Raw genomic sequence first — 18,212 nt, 5'->3', positions numbered from 1 at the left:
GATCACCCGTACCTCCTGAAGGGCTCGTGACAACCATCACCCCCGATCCAGGGAACCGGCCCGCGCCACGCCCCTCGCTTCGCCCAGGGCGGGGTGCGCCCGGTACGCTCACCGCCGTGCCACACGCTGATCAGTCCCAAACCACCCAGAAGGGCGCACCCGTGACATATCCCGGGCCGCCGCGACCGGTCGAGGTCTCCGCCACACCCCTCGCGGAACTGGCCGTTCAGCTGGGTGTTCCCGCGCCCCAGGCCGCCGTCGCGATCACCGGCATCACCCACGACTCCCGTGCGGTGCGCCCCGGTGACCTGTACGCGGCCCTGCCCGGAGCCCGCGCCCACGGCGCCGACTTCGCCGCGCAGGCCGCCTCTCTCGGCGCCGTCGCCGCGCTGACCGACCCGGCGGGCGCCGACCGCGTCACCGCCGCCGGTCTCGTGCCGCTCGTCGTGGAGAACCCGCGCGGACGCATGGGGGAACTGGCCGCCACCATCTACGGCCACCCCGGCAGGGACCTGCTGCAACTCGGCATCACCGGCACGTCGGGCAAGACGACGACCGCGTACCTCATGGAGGGCGGCCTGAGGGCCGTCCGCAGCACCGGGCTCATCGGCACGGTCGAGATGCGCATCGGTGACGAGCGCATCAAGTCCGAGCGGACCACCCCCGAAGCCACCGACCTCCAGGCGCTGTTCGCCGTCATGCGCGAGCGTGGCGTCGACGCCGTCGCCATGGAGGTGTCCAGCCACGCCCTCGTGCTCGGCCGGGTCGACGGTTGTGTCTTCGACGTCGCCGTCTTCAACAACCTCAGCCCGGAACACATGGAGTTCCACTCCGACATGGAGGACTACTTCCGGGCGAAGGCGCAGCTGTTCACACCAGCGCGCAGCAAACAGGGCGTCGTGAACTTCGACGACGAGTACGGACGCCGGCTCGTCGAGGAGTCCGCGGCGTCGGGGTACCCCGTCGTCACCTTCTCCGCCGAGGGCCACCCGGACGCCGACTGGCACGCCGAGGACGTCGAAGTGGGGCCGCTCGGCTCGACGTTGACCGTCGTCGGCCCCAAGGGCGAGCGGATCACGGCCTCGGCGCCGCTGCCGGGCCCCTTCAACGTCGCGAACACCGTGGCCGCGATCGTCACCCTCGCCGTCGCCGGGATCGACCCGCAGACCGCGGCCGACGGCGTCGCCGCCGTGCCGGGGGTCCCCGGCCGCCTGGAGCGGGTGGACGCGGGCCAGCCGTACCTCGCCGTCGTCGACTACGCCCACAAGACCGACGCCGTCGAGTCCGTGCTCAAGGCGCTGCGCAAGGTCACCGAGAACAAGCTGCACATCGTGCTCGGCTGCGGTGGCGACCGGGACAGGACGAAGCGGATGCCCATGGGCGCCGCCGCGGCCCGGTTCGCCGACACGGCCATCCTCACCTCCGACAACCCGCGCTCCGAGGACCCCCTCGCGATCCTCGCCACGATGCTGGCGGGCGCGGCCGACGTGCCGGCGCACGAGCGCGGCGACGTCGCCGTGTTCGAGGACCGGGCCGCCGCCATTGCCGCGGCCGTCGCCCGCGCCGAGCCGGGCGACACGGTCCTCGTCGCGGGCAAGGGGCACGAGCAGGGCCAGGACATCGCCGGGGTGGTGCGTCCCTTCGACGACCGCCTGGTGCTTCGCGAAGCCATCGAGCAAACCCAGGGATGAAGTTGTGATCGCCCTCTCCCTCGCCGAGATCGCCTCAGTCGTCGGCGGGCAGACGTACGACATACCGGATCCGCAGGTCCGGGTGACCGGTCCGGTCGTCATCGACTCGCGCAAGGTCGAGGCCGGCAGCCTGTTCGCCGCGTTCGTCGGCGAGCGCGTGGACGGCCACGACTACGCGCGCGACGTCGTGGACAGGGGCGCGGCCGCCGTGCTGGCGTCCCGCCCGGTCGGTGTGCCCGCCATCGTCGTCGACGACGTCCAGGCGGCGCTCGGCGCGCTCGCCCGGCACGTCGTCGAGCGGCTCGGCGCCACCCTCGTCGCGCTGACCGGCTCGGCCGGCAAGACCAGTACCAAGGACCTGATCGCCCAGGTGCTGCGGCGCAAGGCGCCGACGGTGTTCACGCCCGGCTCGTTCAACAACGAGATCGGCCTGCCGCTGACCGCCCTGTCCGCCACCGACGAGACGCGGTTCCTCGTCCTGGAGATGGGCGCCCGGGGCAAGGGCCACATCCGCTACCTGACGGGCCTCACCCCCCCGAAGGTCGGCGTCGTCCTGAACGTCGGCACCGCCCACATCGGCGAGTTCGGCGGCCGCGAGCAGATCGCGGAGGCGAAGGGCGAGCTGGTCGAGTCGCTGCCCGCCGAGGGCACCGCGATCCTCAATGCGGACGATCCGCTCGTACGGGCCATGTCGTCGCGTACGAAGGCGAGGGTGCTCCTCTTCGGAGAGGCCGCCGACGCCGACGTCCGTGCCGAGAATGTCCGGCTCACGGAGAACGGACAGCCCTCCTTCAGCCTTCACACACCCACCGGGTGCAGCGAAGTGACCTTGCGCCTGTACGGTGAGCACCACGTGTCGAACGCGCTCGCCGCGGCCGCCGTCGCCCATGACCTTGGCATGTCCGTGGAGGAGATCGCCCTCGCGCTCTCCGACGCGGGCACCCTGTCCCGCTGGCGCATGGAGGTCACCGAGCGCCCGGACGGCGTCACGATCGTCAATGACGCCTACAACGCGAACCCCGAGTCCATGCGAGCGGCCCTGCGCGCGCTCGTGGCCATGGGCAAGGGGCGTCGTACGTGGGCGGTGCTCGGGCACATGGCCGAGCTGGGCGACGAGTCGCTGGCCGAGCACGACGCGGTCGGACGGCTCGCCGTCCGGCTCAACGTCAGCAAGCTCGTGGCAATCGGGGGCAGGGAAGCGTCCTGGTTGCAACTGGGCGCCTATAACGAGGGTTCGTGGGGTGAGGAGTCGGTGCACGTGTCCGACACACAGGCGGCGATCGACCTGTTGCGCAGCGAGCTGCGCCCAGGTGACGTCGTGCTCGTGAAGGCATCCAGGTCGGTCGGCCTGGAGAGCCTGGCACAGGCGCTGCTCGAGGGCTTCGAGAACGGGGGCGATGCCCGATGATGAAGCAGATCCTCTTCGCCGGCGTCATCGGCCTCTTCCTGACCCTGGCCGGAACGCCGTTGCTCATCAAGCTCCTTGCGCGCAAGGGCTACGGCCAGTACATCCGCGACGACGGCCCGCGCGAGCACGCCAGCAAGCGCGGTACGCCGACCATGGGTGGTATCGCCTTCATCCTGGCGACCCTCATCGCGTACTTCGTGAGCAAGCTGATCACCGGCGCGGCCCCGACCCTGTCGGGTCTGCTCGTGCTCGGCCTGATGGCGGGCATGGGCCTCGTCGGCTTCCTCGACGACTACATCAAGATCGTCAAGCGGCGTTCGCTGGGCCTGCGGGCCAAGGCGAAGATGGCCGGACAGCTGATCGTCGGTATCGCCTTCGCGGTGCTGTCCCTCCAGTTCGCGGACGCGCGCGGTCAGACTCCGGCCTCGACCCGGCTGTCCTTCGTGGAGGACTTCGGCTGGACGATCGGCCCGGTCCTCTTCGTGGTCTGGGCGCTGTTCATGATCCTCGCGATGTCGAACGGGGTGAACCTCACCGACGGCCTCGACGGCCTCGCCACCGGCGCCTCTGTGATGGTCTTCGGCGCGTACACCTTCATCGGTGTCTGGCAGTTCCAGGAGTCCTGCGCCAACTCGCAGACCCTCACCAACCCGGGCGCGTGTTTCGAGGTCAGAGACCCACTCGACCTGGCGGTCGTCGCCTCGGCGCTCATGGGCTCCTGCTTCGGCTTCCTGTGGTGGAACACCTCGCCCGCCAAGATCTTCATGGGGGACACGGGCTCGCTGGCCCTCGGTGGCGCCCTCGCCGGTCTCGCGATCTGCTCGCGCACCGAGATGCTGCTCGCCCTGCTCGGCGGCCTGTTCGTGCTCATCACGATGTCCGTCGTCATCCAGGTCGGCTCGTTCAAGATGACCGGCAAGCGCGTCTTCCGGATGGCGCCACTGCAACACCACTTCGAACTCAAGGGGTGGTCCGAAGTCCTTGTCGTGGTCAGGTTCTGGATCATCCAGGGCATGTGCGTGATCGTCGGACTCGGCCTCTTCTACGCAGGATGGGCAGCCAAGAAGTGACATCTGGTCAGGGTTCCTGGCAGGGGATGAACATCACCGTCGCCGGTCTCGGCGTGAGCGGCCTCAGCGCCGCCCGCGCCCTGGCCGGCCTCGGCGCGTCGGTGACCGTCGTGGACGGCGGTGACAGCGCGGCCCACCGCGACAAGGCGGCCCTCCTCGAAGGAGAGGGGCTGTCCGTACGCCTCGGCGACGCCGAGACGCTGCCCGAGGGCACCGAGCTCGTCGTCACGTCGCCGGGCTGGAAGCCTTCGAGCCCCCTGTTCGCCGCGGCCGCGGCGGCCGGCGTCGACGTCGTCGGCGACGTCGAGATCGCCTGGCGCCTGCGCGGCCCCAACGCCGCGCCCTGGCTCGCGATCACCGGCACGAACGGCAAGACCACGACGACGCAGATGCTCGCGTCGATCCTGGAGGCGGCCGGTCTGCGCACCGCCGCCGTCGGCAACATCGGCACGCCGATCGTCGACGTCGTCCTCCAGGGCGACGACGCGTACGACGTGTTCGCCGTCGAGCTCTCCTCGTACCAGCTGCACTGGGCGCCCTCGCTGCGCGCCCACTCCGGCGCCGTCCTGAACCTGGCGCCCGACCACCTCGACTGGCACGGCTCCATGGAGGCGTACGCCGCCGACAAGGGCCGTATCTACGAAGGCAATCAGGTCGCCTGCGTCTACAACGTCGCGGACAAGGCCACCGAGGACCTGGTCGTCGAGGCCGACGTCGAGGAGGGCTGCCGCGCCATCGGCTTCACCCTCGGCACGCCCGGCCCCTCCGAACTCGGCGTCGTGGACGGCATTCTCGTCGACCGCGCCTTCGTCGAGAACCGGCAGAAGAGCGCGCAGGAACTCGCCGAGATCTCCGACGTGAACCCGCCGGCCCCGCACAACATCGCCAACGCCCTCGCGGCGGCTGCCCTCGCCCGCGCCTTCGGCGTCGAGCCCCAGGCCGTACGCGACGGACTGCGGAACTTCACGCCGGACGCGCACCGCATCGCGCACGTCGCCGACGTCGACGAGGTCGCGTACATCGACGACTCCAAGGCCACCAACACCCATGCCGCACAGGCGTCGTTGGCCTCGTACGAGTCCATCGTGTGGATCGCGGGCGGGCTGGCCAAAGGCGCCACCTTCGACGAACTGGTCGCGGGTGCCGCCAAGCGGCTGCGCGGGGTCGTCCTGATCGGTGCCGACCGTGGCCTGATCCGTGAAGCCCTGGAACGACACGCGCCGGAAGTACCCGTCGTCGACCTCGACCGGACCGACACTGGGGCGATGTCGGCGGCGGTCCAGGAGGCAGCACGGCTCGCCCGCCCGGGGGACACCGTGCTGATGGCTCCGGCCTGTGCGTCGATGGACATGTTCACCAACTACAACAAGCGTGGCGAAGCGTTCGCGGAAGCGGTCCGCGCACTCGGCGCCACCAGCGTCTGAGGGGACCCGCGAAGGTGCCCGGTGACGCCGGGCACCCAGGGAGGGGACGTGGCAGCGTTGACGTACGGCTCACCGTCGGGGAGCGGCAATGGCCGGTAGCAGCGCCCGCACCACCAAGCGCCCCGCCGCGCCGCCCAGGAGGACCAGCAAGGTCTACCGGGCGCGTGCCAACCCGGTCCGCCGCCTGTACGCACAGGCCAAGCGGGCCTGGGACCGGCCGCTCACCGCGTACTACCTGATCCTCGGGTCCGCGCTGCTGCTCACCGCGCTCGGCCTGGTGATGGTCTACTCGGCGTCGATGATCACGGCCCTCCAGATGGGCCTGTCCAGCTCGTACTTCTTCCGCAAGCAGTTCGTCGCGGCCGTCCTCGGCACGATCCTGCTCCTGGTCGCCATGCGCATGCCGGTGAAGCTGCACCGCGCGCTCGCGTACCCGATCCTCGCCGTCAGCGTCTTCCTGATGGTCCTGGTGCAGGTGCCGGGGATAGGGGTGTCGATCAACGGCAACCAGAACTGGATCTCGCTCGGCGGGCCCTTCATGCTCCAGCCCAGCGAGTTCGGGAAGCTGGCGCTGATCCTGTGGGGCGCCGACCTCCTCGCGCGCAAACACGACAAGCGCCTGCTGACCCAGTGGAAACACATGCTGGTGCCGCTGGTCCCGGTCGCCTTCCTGCTGCTCGGCCTGATCATGCTCGGCGGCGACATGGGCACGGCGATCCTGCTCACCGCCATCCTGTTCGGCCTGCTGTGGCTGGCGGGGGCGCCCACCCGGCTCTTCGTCGGCGTGCTCTCCGTGGCCGGCGCGATCGGCGTCATGCTGATCAAGACCAGCCCGAACCGTATGGCCCGCCTCGCGTGCCTGGGCCGCGCCGACGCGGGACCGGACGACATGTGCTGGCAGGGCCTGCACGGGATCTACGCTCTCGCCTCCGGCGGATTCTTCGGTTCCGGGCTGGGGGCGAGTGTGGAAAAATGGGGTCAACTTCCCGAAGCGCACACCGACTTCATCTTCGCCATCACTGGTGAGGAACTGGGCCTGGCGGGGACGCTGTCGGTGCTCGCCCTGTTCGCGGCTCTAGGCTATGCGGGTATCCGCGTGGCCGGACGCACGGAGGACCCCTTCGTTCGATACGCCGCGGGTGGCGTGACGACCTGGATCACGGCGCAGGCCGTGGTCAACATCGGTGCGGTGCTCGGCCTGCTGCCGATCGCCGGCGTCCCGCTCCCGCTGTTCTCGTACGGGGGGTCGGCCCTGCTGCCGACCATGTTCGCCGTGGGACTTCTGATCGCGTTCGCGCGGGACGAACCGGCGGCGCGAGCGGCCCTCGCCATGCGGCGAACCACGGGGGAGCGCGGGATGAGATGGAACACGATGCGACGGCGCGTTTCGGCGCGTACGTCCGGAGAGCGGTGAATTTCGGTGCATGTCGTACTCGCCGGTGGGGGGACCGCCGGCCACATCGAGCCGGCGCTCGCCCTCGCGGACGCCCTGCGCAGGCAGGACCCGACCGTGGGGATCACGGCCCTCGGCACGGAGCGCGGCCTGGAGACCCGTCTCGTACCGGAGCGCGGCTACGACCTGGCGCTGATCCCTGCCGTACCCCTGCCCCGCAAGCCCACCCCTGAGCTGATCACCGTCCCCGGACGGCTGCGCGGCACGATCAAGGCGGCGGAGCAGATCCTGGAGCGCACGAAGGCGGACTGCGTCGTCGGCTTCGGCGGCTATGTCGCGCTGCCCGGTTACCTCGCCGCCAAGCGCGCCGGCGTCCCGATCGTCGTCCACGAGGCCAACGCCCGGCCGGGCCTCGCCAACAAGATCGGCTCGCGGTACGCCGCGGGGGTCGCCGTCTCCACCCCGGACAGCAAGCTGCGCGGGGCCCGCTACATCGGCATCCCGCTGCGCCGCACCATCGCCATGCTGGACCGGGCCGCCGTGCGGCCCGAGGCGCGCGCCGCGTTCGGTCTCGACCCGAACCTGCCGACGCTGCTGGTCTCCGGCGGCTCGCAGGGCGCCCGGCACCTGAACGAGGTCGTACAGCGCGTCGCGCCGCTCCTCCAGCAGTCCGGCATCCAGATCCTGCACGTGGTCGGTCCGAAGAACGAACTGCCGCAGGTCCAGCAGATGCCGGGGATGCCCCCGTACATCCCGGTACCGTACGTGGACCGGATGGACCTCGCGTACGCCGCGGCAGACATGATGCTCTGCCGCGCGGGCGCAATGACCGTCGCCGAACTCTCCGCCGTCGGGCTCCCGGCCGCCTACGTCCCGCTGCCCATCGGCAACGGCGAACAGCGGCTCAACGCCCAGCCGGTGGTCAAGGCCGGCGGCGGCCTGCTGGTCGACGACGCGGAGCTGAGCCCCGAGTGGGTCCAGGGCAACGTCCTGCCCGTGCTCGCCGAGCCGCACCGGCTGTACGAGATGTCCCGCGCAGCCTCCGAGTTCGGCCGCAGGGACGCCGACGACCTGCTCGTCGGGATGGTCTACGAGGCGATCAACTCGCGTCACTAGCGACATACGGATGTAAAGGCAGGGGAGCGTGGCCGGAGCGACCACCGCGGACCGCGGCGAACGAGACAAGGCCGAACCGTCCGATTCGGGCCCGCCCCCCGCCCCTCGTGGGGTGCGCATGCCGAGCGTGCGCACCCTCGTCGTGACCGGAGTGCTGCTCGTCCTGATCGGGGCGGGCGGCATCTGGCTCCTGTACGGATCGCAGTGGCTGCGCGTCGAGCGTGTCACGACCTCGGGGACGGACGTGCTGACGCCCGCCGAGGTGCGCGAGGCGGCGGCCGTACCGGTCGGGTCCCCGTTGATTTCCGTCGACACGGGCGCCATTGAGGACCGGTTGCGCCGGAAATTGCCCCGAATCGACTCGGTTGATGTGGTGCGTTCCTGGCCGCACGGAATCGGGCTGAAAGTGACGGAACGTAAGCCCGTCCTGATTGCCGAAGACGACAGAAATTCGGGCAAGTTTGTCGAAGTCGACCGCGAAGGCGTACGTTTTGCGACGGTCGACACGGTGCCGAAAGGCGTTCCCCGGCTGGAATTGACGCCGGATCAGGCGGGCGCGGCGGCAAGTCTGCGACGCTTCGGCCCGGACCGGCTCGTCCGTGAAGCGGTGCGGGTCGCGGGGCGGTTGCCGAAGGTGGCGGCGGGCGACACCCGTGTCGTCAAGGTCCGTTCGTACGACGACATCTCACTGAAGCTCACCGGCGGACGCACCGTCGTCTGGGGAAGTTCCGAGAACGGCGCCACGAAGGCACGCGCTCTCGCCGCCCTCATGAAAGCGGCCCCGAAGGCCCGGCACTTCGACGTGAGTGTTCCCACCGCCCCTGCGTCAGCGGGGAGTTGACGCACATCAGCGCAGGCCAGCACCCTGGTTGGGCAGCGCTACGGCTGATCACATAGGGTGAAAAGAAAAACGGGAGGTTCGGCGTGTTCGTTGAACGGGCGCCACTTGTCGACTTAGTGTCAGGTTCGGAAGAGTCCAGGAAACAGACACACTGGTAACCCTAAACTTCAGCGTTAGGGTTCGGGTCGGCAGTCGACTAGTAGTCAACTAGTAGTCCGGACCGCCCCAATTCGGCATCAGTCGTCGCACCGTAGAACGCGAGGCGGCGACACGTAACTCGAGGCGAGAGGCCTTCGACGTGGCAGCACCGCAGAACTACCTCGCAGTCATCAAAGTCATCGGTGTCGGCGGCGGTGGTGTCAATGCCATCAACCGGATGATCGAGGTCGGTCTCAAGGGCGTCGAGTTCATCGCCATCAACACCGACGCGCAAGCCCTGTTGATGAGCGACGCGGACGTCAAGCTCGACGTCGGCCGTGAACTCACCCGCGGACTCGGCGCCGGAGCCAATCCGGCCGTCGGACGCAAGGCGGCCGAAGATCACCGCGAGGAGATCGAGGAGGTCCTCAAGGGGGCCGACATGGTCTTCGTCACCGCCGGTGAAGGCGGCGGCACCGGCACGGGCGGCGCACCTGTCGTCGCCAACATCGCTCGCTCGCTGGGCGCCCTGACGATCGGTGTGGTCACGCGACCGTTCACCTTCGAGGGCCGCCGTCGTGCGAACCAGGCGGAGGACGGCATCGCCGAGCTCCGCGAAGAGGTCGACACCCTCATCGTCATCCCGAACGACCGGCTCCTGTCCATCTCGGACCGCCAGGTCTCCGTCCTCGACGCGTTCAAGTCGGCGGACCAGGTCCTGCTCTCCGGTGTCCAGGGCATCACCGATCTCATCACCACCCCGGGTCTGATCAACCTCGACTTCGCGGACGTCAAGTCCGTGATGTCCGAGGCGGGTTCGGCGCTCATGGGGATCGGCTCGGCCCGCGGCGACGACCGCGCGGTGGCCGCGGCCGAGATGGCGATCTCCTCGCCACTCCTCGAAGCGTCGATCGACGGCGCCCGTGGCGTGCTGCTCTCCATCTCCGGCGGCTCGGACCTCGGTCTCTTCGAGATCAACGAGGCCGCGCAGCTGGTGAGCGAGGCCGCGCACCCGGAGGCCAACATCATCTTCGGTGCCGTCATCGACGACGCGCTCGGCGACGAGGTGCGGGTCACCGTCATCGCCGCCGGGTTCGACGGCGGGCAGCCGCCGGCCAAGCGGGACAACGTCCTCGGCTCGTCCACGGCCAAGCGCGAGGAACCGGCACCGGCCCGTCCGGCGTCGACCCCCGAGCCCTCGCGTCCGACCTTCGGCAGCCTCGGCAGCGTCACGCCGCGCGAGGAGAAGGTGCCGGAGCCGGAGCCCGCGCCGGTGAACGAGGCGCCCGCGGCCCCGGTCGCCCCGCCCCAGGTGCCCCGGCCGTCCTACCCGGACAGCCAGGCCGAGGAGCTGGACGTCCCGGACTTCCTGAAGTGACCGAGCAGGCCTACGGATCACTGAAGTGATAGGGCAGCTCGACGCTGTGACCTCCGCGAGTGGCGCGCACTTCGCCTTCACCGACCGGTGGGGCGGAGTGAGCGCCGCTCCGTACGAGGAGCTCAATCTCGGCGGCGCGGTCGGCGACGACCCCGCGGCCGTGCTCCGCAATCGGGAGCTGGCGGCCGGGGCGCTCGGCCTCGAACCGTCCCGGGTCGTCTGGATGAACCAGGTGCACGGCCCCGACGTGGCGGTGGTGGATGGGCCCTGGGCCACGGACGCCGACATTCCGTCCGTCGACGCGCTCGTCACCGCACGGCGGGGGCTCGCCCTCGCCGTGCTCACGGCGGACTGCACACCGGTCCTGCTGGCGGACCCGGTCGCCGGGGTCGTTGCCGCCGCACATGCCGGACGCCCCGGCATGATCGCCGGAGTGGTGCCCGCCGCTGTCGAGGAGATGGTGCGGCTCGGCGCGGACCCGGCCCGGATCGTGGCCCGCACCGGGCCCGCGGTCTGTGGCCGTTGCTACGAAGTCCCCGCCGACATGCGCGCGGAGGTCGCCGCGGTGGAACCCGCGGCGTACGCCGAGACCAGTTGGGGCACTCCGGCCGTCGATGTGACCGCCGGTGTGCACGCGCAACTGGAGCGGCTCGGGGTGCGCGACCGGCAGCAGTCGCCGGTGTGCACGCTGGAGTCGCACGACCACTTCTCCTACCGCCGCGACAAGGCCACGGGCCGGCTCGCCGGCTATGTCTGGCTGGACTGATACGACATGACGGACCTTCAGGGACGTAACGAAGAACTCGCCGCGAACCTGGCAGCGGTGGAGGAACGTATCTCCGCCGCGTGCGACGCCGCCGGCCGCAAGCGCGAGGACGTGACCCTGATTGTGGTCACCAAGACCTACCCCGCGAGCGATGTGCGGATCCTGTCCGAACTGGGCGTGCGGCACGTGGCGGAGAACCGGGACCAGGACGCCGCCCCCAAGGCGGCGGAGTGCGCGGACCTGCCTCTCACCTGGCACTTCGTCGGTCAGCTCCAGACCAACAAGGTGCGTTCCGTGGTGAGTTATGCCGATCTGGTGCAGTCCGTGGACCGGGCGAAGCTCGTCACGTCGCTGTCCAAGGAGGCCGTGCGGGCCGAGCGGGAGCTGGGGTGCCTGATCCAGGTCGCGCTCGACGCGGACGAGGACGGCCGGGGCGAGCGCGGTGGCGTAGGAGTGGGCGGAGTGCAGGAGTTGGCGGCGCGCGTGGCCGAGGCCCCGGGGTTGCGACTCGACGGACTGATGACCGTCGCGCCGCTCACCGGCGACTACGCGGGACGGCAACAGGCGGCGTTCGAGCGCCTCATGGATTTGTCGACTGCCCTGCGCGCGGCCCATCCGGCTGCGAACATGGTCTCGGCAGGGATGAGTTCGGACCTCGAGCAGGCAGTGGCGGCCGGAGCGACACATGTGCGCGTCGGTACGGCGGTCCTCGGCGTCCGACCCAGGCTCGGGTAACGTCGCCAAGAAGTCGGACCACAGCAGAAAATATGGTCATTCTCGCTGATGGGCGGGGAGATCACGTGGATCGCGGGCACATTGGTTGACGTCAGCCGATCCACCACAGAGCGGAGGACTCAGAGCATGGCCGGCGCGATGCGCAAGATGGCGGTCTACCTCGGCCTCGTGGAGGACGATGGGTACGACGGCCGGGGTTTCGACCCCGACGACGACTTCGAACCCGAGCTCGACCCGGAGCCCGAGCGTGACCGCCGACGGCATGAACCGTCGCATCAGTCACATAACTCCCGCGCGGTGGCGGACGTGGAGGAATCGGTACGAGTGGTGCAACCGCCGGCGCAGCGGGAGCCGGTACGGCAGCCCGCTTCGCTCCCCGCTGAATCCGGACGTCCGGCGCGAATCGCCCCCGTGGCATCCATCACACCTGAACGTCAGAGCCTGGAGAAGAACGCACCGGTGATCATGCCCAAGGTCGTGTCCGAGCGGGAGCCCTACCGCATCACCACGTTGCACCCCCGGACCTACAACGAGGCCCGTACCATCGGGGAACACTTCCGTGAGGGCACCCCGGTGATCATGAATCTGACGGAGATGGACGACACCGACGCGAAGCGACTTGTCGACTTTGCCGCCGGTCTTGTCTTCGGCCTGCACGGGAGCATCGAGCGGGTGACGCAGAAGGTGTTCCTGTTGTCGCCTGCTAACGTCGATGTCACGGCGGAGGACAAGGCCCGCATCGCAGAGGGCGGGTTCTTCAACCAGAGCTGAGACGCAGCACTAGTTCGACGACTAGCTAGGTACTAGTCACGAGGCACGAGACACAGGGGAGAGGGAACCACCGACATGGGCGTGGTTTTGGATGTGGTCTACATCGCGCTGATGTGTTTCCTCATCGTGCTGATCTTTCGGCTGGTCATGGACTACGTCTTCCAGTTCGCCCGCTCGTGGCAACCCGGCAAGGCGATGGTGGTCGTTCTGGAGGCCACCTACACTGTCACTGATCCACCGCTCAAGCTTCTGCGGCGGTTCATTCCGCCGCTGCGTCTCGGGGGCGTGGCGCTCGACCTGTCCTTCTTCGTACTGATGATCATCGTCTACATCCTGATCTCCGTCGTGAGCCGGCTGTGAACGATACGGTCTTGCCGAATGCCGACGACAACGTTGAGGTGAAGAGATGCCGTTGACCCCCGAGGACGTGCGGAACAAGCAGTTCACGACCGTCCGCCTCCGAGAAGGCTATGACGAGGACGAGGTCGATGCCTTCCTCGATGAGGTCGAAGCCGAACTGACCCGTCTCCTTCGTGAGAACGAGGACCTGCGCGCGAAGCTCGCCGCCGCCACCCGTGCCGCCGCACAGAACCAGCAGCAGGGCGGCATGCGCAAGGGCCCCGAGGGCCCGGGCGGCCCGCAGGACCAGCAGCAGGGTCCCCCGCAGGGCATGCGCGGTCCCGGCGCCCCCGTGCCCGCCGGGATATCGGGCCCGCCGCAGCAGCAGATGGGCGGCCCCATGGGCGGTCCGCCGCAGCTGCCGAGCGGTGCTCCGCAGCTTCCGGCCGGTCCCGGTGGACACGGTCCGCAGGGCGGCCCGCAGGGTCCCGGTCAGATGGGTCAGGGTCCGATGGGCCAGGGCCCCATGGGCCAGGGTCCGATGCAGGGCTCCATGGGCGGCCAGCCGCAGCTCGGTGGCCCCATGGGCGGTCCGATGGGCGGCCACGGCGGCCCGCCGCAGATGCAGCAGCCCGGTCAGGGCCCCGGTGGCGACAGCGCCGCCCGTGTCCTCTCGCTGGCCCAGCAGACCGCCGACCAGGCGATCGCCGAGGCCCGCTCCGAGGCCAACAAGATCGTCGGCGAGGCCCGCAGCCGCGCCGAGGGTCTCGAGCGTGACGCCCGTGCCAAGGCCGACGCCCTGGAGCGGGACGCGCAGGAGAAGCACCGCGTCGCGATGGGCTCCCTGGAGTCCGCTCGCGCCACGCTGGAGCGCAAGGTCGAGGACCTGCGCGGCTTCGAGCGCGAGTACCGGACGCGTCTGAAGTCGTACCTGGAGTCGCAGCTGCGTCAGCTGGAGACCCAGGCCGACGACTCGCTCGCTCCGCCGCGTACTCCGGCCACCGCCTCGCTGCCGCCGTCGCCGGCGCCGTCGATGGCTCCGGCCGGTGCGGGTGCCCCGTCCTACGGTGGCAACCAGGGCATGGGCGGCAACCAGCAGCAGGGTCCGTCCTACGGAGGCCAGCAGCAGATGTCGCCCGCGATGACGCAGCCGATGGCGCCGGTGCGGCCGCAGGCGCCGCAGCCGATGCAGCAGGCCCCGTCGCCGATGCGCGGGTTCCTCATCGACGAGGACGACAACTAAGGGCGCCCCGCGCGCCTGAGAAGGCGTCGGCGTTCATTCAGGCCCTGGCCCGGATCGTTTCTGCGATCCGGGCCAGGGTCTTTCGCGTGCCGTGAACCGCTGGTGGCGACGGGCGGGCGGGCGTTAGGGTGCGGGCAGCGCCGGGGTGCGTAGCGCAGTGGTCGTCGCGCCTTCACCGCATGTGGGAGGACGCCGGTTCGAATCCGGTCCGCCCCGGTGCGTCAGCCGTGCGACGGGACGAAACGCCGAAGGCCGGGCCCACCGGAGAAGTCTCCGACCGGCCCGGCCTTCGGGCGTGCGGTGCTACGCCTTGCGCAGGCGGAACTCCAGGCTCAGGCCCTCGTCCGTGAACGGGGTGCCGTACGTGTCGTCCGCCTCGCCCTGGGCGAAGTCCGTGGCGAGGACCTCGTCCGCGATGAGCTCGGCGTGCTCGGACAGGGCCGCGATCACGGCCGGGTCCGTGGACGTCCAGCGCAGGGCGATCCGGTCCGCGACGTCCAGGCCGCTGTTCTTGCGGGCCTCCTGGATCAGGCGGATCGCGTCACGGGCCAGGCCCGCCTGCCGCAGCTCCTCCGTGAGCTCCAGGTCGAGGGCGACCGTGGCGCCGGAGTCGGACGCCACCGACCAGCCCTCGCGCGGGGTCTCCGTGATGATGACCTCGTCGGGGGCGAGCGTGACCGTCTCGCCGTCGACCTCCACCGAGGCGTTCCCCTCGCGCAGGGCCAGGGAGAGCGCCGCCGCGTCCGCGTTCGCCACGGCCTTCGCGACGTCCTGGACGCGCTTGCCGAAGCGCTTGCCGAGCGCCCGGAAGTTCGCCTTGGCCGTCGTGTCGACCAGGGAGCCGCCGACCTCGGAGAGCGAGGCCAGCGAGGAGACGTTCAGCTCCTCCGTGATCTGCGAGTGCAGCTCGGGGGAGAGCGTGTCGAAGCCCGACGCCGCGACGAGCGCGCGGGACAGCGGCTGGCGGGTCTTGACGCCCGACTCCGCGCGCGTGGCACGGCCGAGCTCCACCAGACGGCGGACCAGCGCCATCTGCGTCGACAGGCTCGGGTCGATCGCCGACGTGTCGGCCTCCGGCCACGACGACAGGTGCACCGACTCGGGCGCGTCCGGCGTGACCGGGACGACCAGGTCCTGCCAGACCCGCTCCGCGATGAACGGCGTGAGCGGCGCCATCAGCTGCGTGACGGTCACCACCACGTCGTGCAGGGTGCGCAGCGCGGCCTTGTCGCCCTGCCAGAAGCGGCGGCGCGAGCGGCGCACGTACCAGTTGGACAGGTCGTCGACGAACGCCGAGAGGAGCTTGCCGGCGCGCTGGGTGTCGTACGCCTCCAGGGCCGCGGTGACCTGGTCCGTGAGCTGGTGCAGCTCGGACAGGAGCCAGCGGTCCAGGACGGTGCGGTCGGCCGGGGCCGGGTCCGCCTCGCTGGGCGCCCACTCGGACGTACGGGCGTACAGGGCCTGGAAGGCGACGGTGTTCCAGTACGTGAGGAGCGTCTTGCGGACGACCTCCTGGATCGTGCCGTGGCCGACGCGGCGCGCCGCCCACGGGGAGCCGCCGGCCGCCATGAACCAGCGCACCGCGTCCGCGCCGTGCCGGTCCATCAGCGGGATCGGGTCCAGGGTGTTGCCCAGGTGCTTGGACATCTTGCGTCCGTCCTCGGCGAGGATGTGGCCGAGGCAGACCACGTTCTCGTACGAGGACTTGTCGAAGACCAGCGTGCCGATGGCCATCAGCGTGTAGAACCAGCCACGCGTCTGGTCGATGGCCTCGCTGATGAACTGCGCCGGGTAGCGGGACTCGAAGAGTTCCTTGTTCTTGTACGGGTAGCCCCACTGCGCGAACGGCATCGAACCCGAGTCGTACCAGGCGTCGATGACCTCGGGCACGCGCGTGGCCGTCCGCGCGCAGCCCTCGTGGGTGCAGGGGAACGTGACGTCGTCGATGTACGGGCGGTGCGGTTCGAGCTGCGACTGGTCGGTGCCCGTCAGCCGCGACAGCTCCTCGCGGGAGCCGACGCACGTGAGGTGGCCCTCCTCGCAGCGCCAGATCGGCAGCGGGGTGCCCCAGTAGCGGTTGCGGGACAGGGCCCAGTCGATGTTGTTCTGGAGCCAGTCGCCGAAGCGGCCGTTCTTGACGGTCTCCGGGAACCAGTTCGTCTTCTCGTTCTCCTGGAGGAGACGGTCCTTGACGGCCGTGGTGCGGATGTACCAGGAGGGCTGCGCGTAGTACAGCAGCGCCGTGTGGCAGCGCCAGCAGTGCGGGTAGCTGTGCTCGTACGGGACGTGCTTGTAGAGCAGGCCGCGGGCGCCGAGGTCCTCGGTCAGCTTCTCGTCGGCCTTCTTGAAGAAGACGCCACCGACCAGCGGGACCTCGGCGGAGAAGGTGCCGTCGGGCAGGACCGGGTTGACGACCGGCAGGCCGTACGCGCGGCAGACCTTGAGGTCGTCCTCACCGAACGCGGGGGACTGGTGGACCAGACCCGTACCGTCCTCGGTCGTCACGTACTCGGCGTTGACCACGTAGTGGGCCTCGGCCGGGAACTCCACGAGCTCGAACGGGCGTTGGTACTTCCAGCGCTCCATCTCGGCGCCGGTGAAGGACTCGCCGGTCGTCTCCCAGCCCTCGCCGAGCGACTTCTCGACGAGCGGCTCGGCGACGACGAGCTTCTCCTCGCCGTTCGTCGCGACGACGTAGCGGACGTCGGGGTGGGCGGCGACCGCCGTGTTGGACACCAGGGTCCAGGGGGTCGTCGTCCAGATCAGGAGCGAGGCCTGGCCCGCCAGCGGACCGGAGGTGAGGGGGAAACGGACATAGACCGAAGGGTCGACGACCGTCTCGTAGCCCTGCGCCAGCTCGTGGTCCGAGAGGCCGGTGCCGCAGCGCGGGCACCAGGGGGCGACGCGGTGGTCCTGGACCAGGAGGCCCTTGTCGAAGATCTCCTTCAGCGACCACCACACGGACTCGACGTACTCGGGGTCCATCGTCCGGTACGCGTCGTCGAGGTCGACCCAGTAGCCCATGCGGGTCGTCAGGTCGGAGAAGGCGTCGGTGTGGCGGGTCACGGACTCGCGGCACTTGGCGTTGAACTCGGCGATGCCGTACGCCTCGATGTCCTTCTTGCCGTTGAAGCCGAGCTCCTTCTCGACCGCGAGCTCTACCGGGAGGCCGTGGCAGTCCCAGCCCGCCTTACGGGCCACGTGGTAGCCGCGCATCGTGCGGAAGCGGGGGAAGACGTCCTTGAAGACGCGGGCCTCGATGTGGTGGGCGCCCGGCATGCCGTTGGCCGTGGGCGGGCCCTCGTAGAACACCCACTCGGGGCGTCCTTCGGACTGTTCCAGGCTCTTGGCGAAGATCTTCTGCTCGCGCCAGAAGTCGAGCACCGCGTGCTCGAGGGCGGGCAGGTCGACCTGGGCGGGCACCTGGCGGTACTGCGTCATCAGTCTTCCTCCGGCGGACGTGCTTCTCTCCGTCGGAGGGACGAGAGCTCATGTGCTGTACGCCGTGTGCGGCGCGCTCCCGCGGTACCACCCTCCTTGGCTCCCCTTCGCGCCGGTGAGCGCTTCGGTGAGCCCCCTCATTGGGGTCGCGATGCCGGGTCTACTGGCCGCGGCTGCTTCGCTGCGGTGTTCTTCCGGCGGCTCCGGGGTGATCTTCGCGGCGCGCTCGCCTCCGGGCTTCCACCGTCCCCGGATCGCTCTTGGCTGCGTACGTCGCTACTCGGCCCCATCCACGCTTTTCGCTGCGCCCAGTGTACGGCGCCGGGCCGGGGGCGGCCGACCGGTTTTCCCGGGGGGTGCGGCGGGGGCCGGCGAGCGGGCCCGCTGACCCGAATGGCGACACGCGCGGTGGCGGATCCCGGCCGGCCGTCCGGCCCCGCGGGGGTGGGCGGGCGAGG

The 18,212-nt window shown here is 70.0% G+C and carries 14 protein-coding genes and 1 tRNA gene; 14 read left to right on the top strand and 1 reads right to left on the bottom strand.

Going from position 1 to position 18,212, the window contains the following annotated elements; translation table 11 throughout:
* Nucleotides 1–26 precede the first annotated feature (26 nt).
* The 14 genes from V2W30_RS10750 to V2W30_RS10685 all read left to right on the top strand — a co-directional run bounded on the left by V2W30_RS10750 (nucleotide 27) and on the right by V2W30_RS10685 (nucleotide 14,529).
* Complete coding sequence (locus tag V2W30_RS10750; protein ID WP_338695667.1) at nucleotides 27–1,691, top strand: UDP-N-acetylmuramoyl-L-alanyl-D-glutamate--2,6-diaminopimelate ligase; 1,665 nt, start codon at nucleotides 27–29, stop codon at nucleotides 1,689–1,691.
* Nucleotides 1,692–1,695: 4 nt separating this feature from the next.
* A complete protein-coding gene (locus tag V2W30_RS10745) occupies nucleotides 1,696–3,099 on the top strand; it encodes a UDP-N-acetylmuramoyl-tripeptide--D-alanyl-D-alanine ligase (protein ID WP_338695666.1) in 1,404 nt (467 codons plus the stop codon).
* The gene (mraY, locus tag V2W30_RS10740) at nucleotides 3,096–4,169 is read left to right on the top strand and encodes a phospho-N-acetylmuramoyl-pentapeptide-transferase (protein WP_338695664.1); all 1,074 of its coding nucleotides are present in this window, start codon (nucleotides 3,096–3,098) and stop codon (nucleotides 4,167–4,169) included. The genes V2W30_RS10745 and mraY overlap by 4 nt, the downstream gene beginning before the upstream one ends.
* Nucleotides 4,151–5,593: a UDP-N-acetylmuramoyl-L-alanine--D-glutamate ligase gene (gene murD, locus V2W30_RS10735; protein WP_338695662.1), complete on the top strand. Its 1,443-nt coding sequence runs from the start codon at nucleotides 4,151–4,153 to the stop codon at nucleotides 5,591–5,593. The genes mraY and murD overlap by 19 nt, the downstream gene beginning before the upstream one ends.
* An 88-nt stretch (nucleotides 5,594–5,681) precedes the next feature.
* On the top strand, nucleotides 5,682–7,007 hold the full coding sequence (gene ftsW, locus V2W30_RS10730) for a putative lipid II flippase FtsW (RefSeq protein WP_338695660.1): 1,326 nt from the start codon (nucleotides 5,682–5,684) through the stop codon (nucleotides 7,005–7,007).
* Between the two features lie 6 nt (nucleotides 7,008–7,013).
* A complete protein-coding gene (gene murG / locus V2W30_RS10725) occupies nucleotides 7,014–8,102 on the top strand; it encodes an undecaprenyldiphospho-muramoylpentapeptide beta-N-acetylglucosaminyltransferase (protein WP_338695659.1) in 1,089 nt (362 codons plus the stop codon).
* 28 nt (nucleotides 8,103–8,130) lie between these two features.
* Nucleotides 8,131–8,943 (top strand): cell division protein FtsQ/DivIB, encoded by an 813-nt coding sequence (locus V2W30_RS10720; RefSeq protein WP_338695657.1) that lies wholly within the window; start codon nucleotides 8,131–8,133, stop codon nucleotides 8,941–8,943.
* Between the two features lie 298 nt (nucleotides 8,944–9,241).
* Nucleotides 9,242–10,459 (top strand): cell division protein FtsZ, encoded by a 1,218-nt coding sequence (ftsZ, locus tag V2W30_RS10715; RefSeq protein ID WP_338695655.1) that lies wholly within the window; start codon nucleotides 9,242–9,244, stop codon nucleotides 10,457–10,459.
* 25 nt (nucleotides 10,460–10,484) lie between these two features.
* Complete coding sequence (gene pgeF, locus V2W30_RS10710) at nucleotides 10,485–11,225, top strand: peptidoglycan editing factor PgeF (protein WP_338695654.1); 741 nt, start codon at nucleotides 10,485–10,487, stop codon at nucleotides 11,223–11,225.
* A gap of 6 nt (nucleotides 11,226–11,231) precedes the next feature.
* Nucleotides 11,232–11,960, top strand: a complete 729-nt coding sequence (locus V2W30_RS10705) for a YggS family pyridoxal phosphate-dependent enzyme (RefSeq protein ID WP_338695653.1) — start codon at nucleotides 11,232–11,234, stop codon at nucleotides 11,958–11,960.
* A gap of 126 nt (nucleotides 11,961–12,086) precedes the next feature.
* On the top strand, nucleotides 12,087–12,731 hold the full coding sequence (locus V2W30_RS10700; RefSeq protein WP_338695651.1) for a cell division protein SepF: 645 nt from the start codon (nucleotides 12,087–12,089) through the stop codon (nucleotides 12,729–12,731).
* A gap of 75 nt (nucleotides 12,732–12,806) precedes the next feature.
* Nucleotides 12,807–13,091, top strand: a complete 285-nt coding sequence (locus V2W30_RS10695; protein ID WP_188339419.1) for a YggT family protein — start codon at nucleotides 12,807–12,809, stop codon at nucleotides 13,089–13,091.
* 46 nt (nucleotides 13,092–13,137) lie between these two features.
* Entirely contained in the window at nucleotides 13,138–14,313 is a 1,176-nt protein-coding gene (locus tag V2W30_RS10690; protein WP_338695647.1) for a DivIVA domain-containing protein, read from the top strand.
* A 142-nt stretch (nucleotides 14,314–14,455) separates the two neighbouring features.
* Nucleotides 14,456–14,529 (top strand) — tRNA-Ala (locus tag V2W30_RS10685).
* A gap of 87 nt (nucleotides 14,530–14,616) precedes the next feature.
* Here V2W30_RS10685 and ileS read toward each other — a convergent pair.
* The gene (ileS, locus tag V2W30_RS10680; RefSeq protein ID WP_338695645.1) at nucleotides 14,617–17,754 is read right to left on the bottom strand and encodes an isoleucine--tRNA ligase; all 3,138 of its coding nucleotides are present in this window, start codon (nucleotides 17,752–17,754) and stop codon (nucleotides 14,617–14,619) included.
* Nucleotides 17,755–18,212 lie beyond the last annotated feature (458 nt).

This window comes from Streptomyces sp. Q6 (assembly GCF_036967205.1).
Taxonomy (GTDB): Bacteria; Actinomycetota; Actinomycetes; order Streptomycetales; family Streptomycetaceae; genus Streptomyces; species Streptomyces citrinus.
Note: the sequence above shows the minus strand (reverse complement) of the source record. Positions and strands in the feature narration are given on the sequence as shown.

Excerpts from the sequence above, each read along its gene's own strand:
- mraY (WP_338695664.1), top strand. The coding sequence starts at position 3,096 with ATGATGAAGCAGATCCTCTTCGCCGGCGTCATCGGCCTCTTCCTGACC.
- murD (WP_338695662.1), top strand. The coding sequence starts at position 4,151 with ATGGGCAGCCAAGAAGTGACATCTGGTCAGGGTTCCTGGCAGGGGATG.
- ftsW (WP_338695660.1), top strand. The coding sequence starts at position 5,682 with ATGGCCGGTAGCAGCGCCCGCACCACCAAGCGCCCCGCCGCGCCGCCC.
- V2W30_RS10705 (WP_338695653.1), top strand. The coding sequence starts at position 11,232 with ATGACGGACCTTCAGGGACGTAACGAAGAACTCGCCGCGAACCTGGCA.
- V2W30_RS10700 (WP_338695651.1), top strand. The coding sequence starts at position 12,087 with ATGGCCGGCGCGATGCGCAAGATGGCGGTCTACCTCGGCCTCGTGGAG.
- V2W30_RS10695 (WP_188339419.1), top strand. The coding sequence starts at position 12,807 with ATGGGCGTGGTTTTGGATGTGGTCTACATCGCGCTGATGTGTTTCCTC.
- V2W30_RS10690 (WP_338695647.1), top strand. The coding sequence starts at position 13,138 with ATGCCGTTGACCCCCGAGGACGTGCGGAACAAGCAGTTCACGACCGTC.
- ileS (WP_338695645.1), bottom strand. The coding sequence starts at position 17,754 with ATGACGCAGTACCGCCAGGTGCCCGCCCAGGTCGACCTGCCCGCCCTC.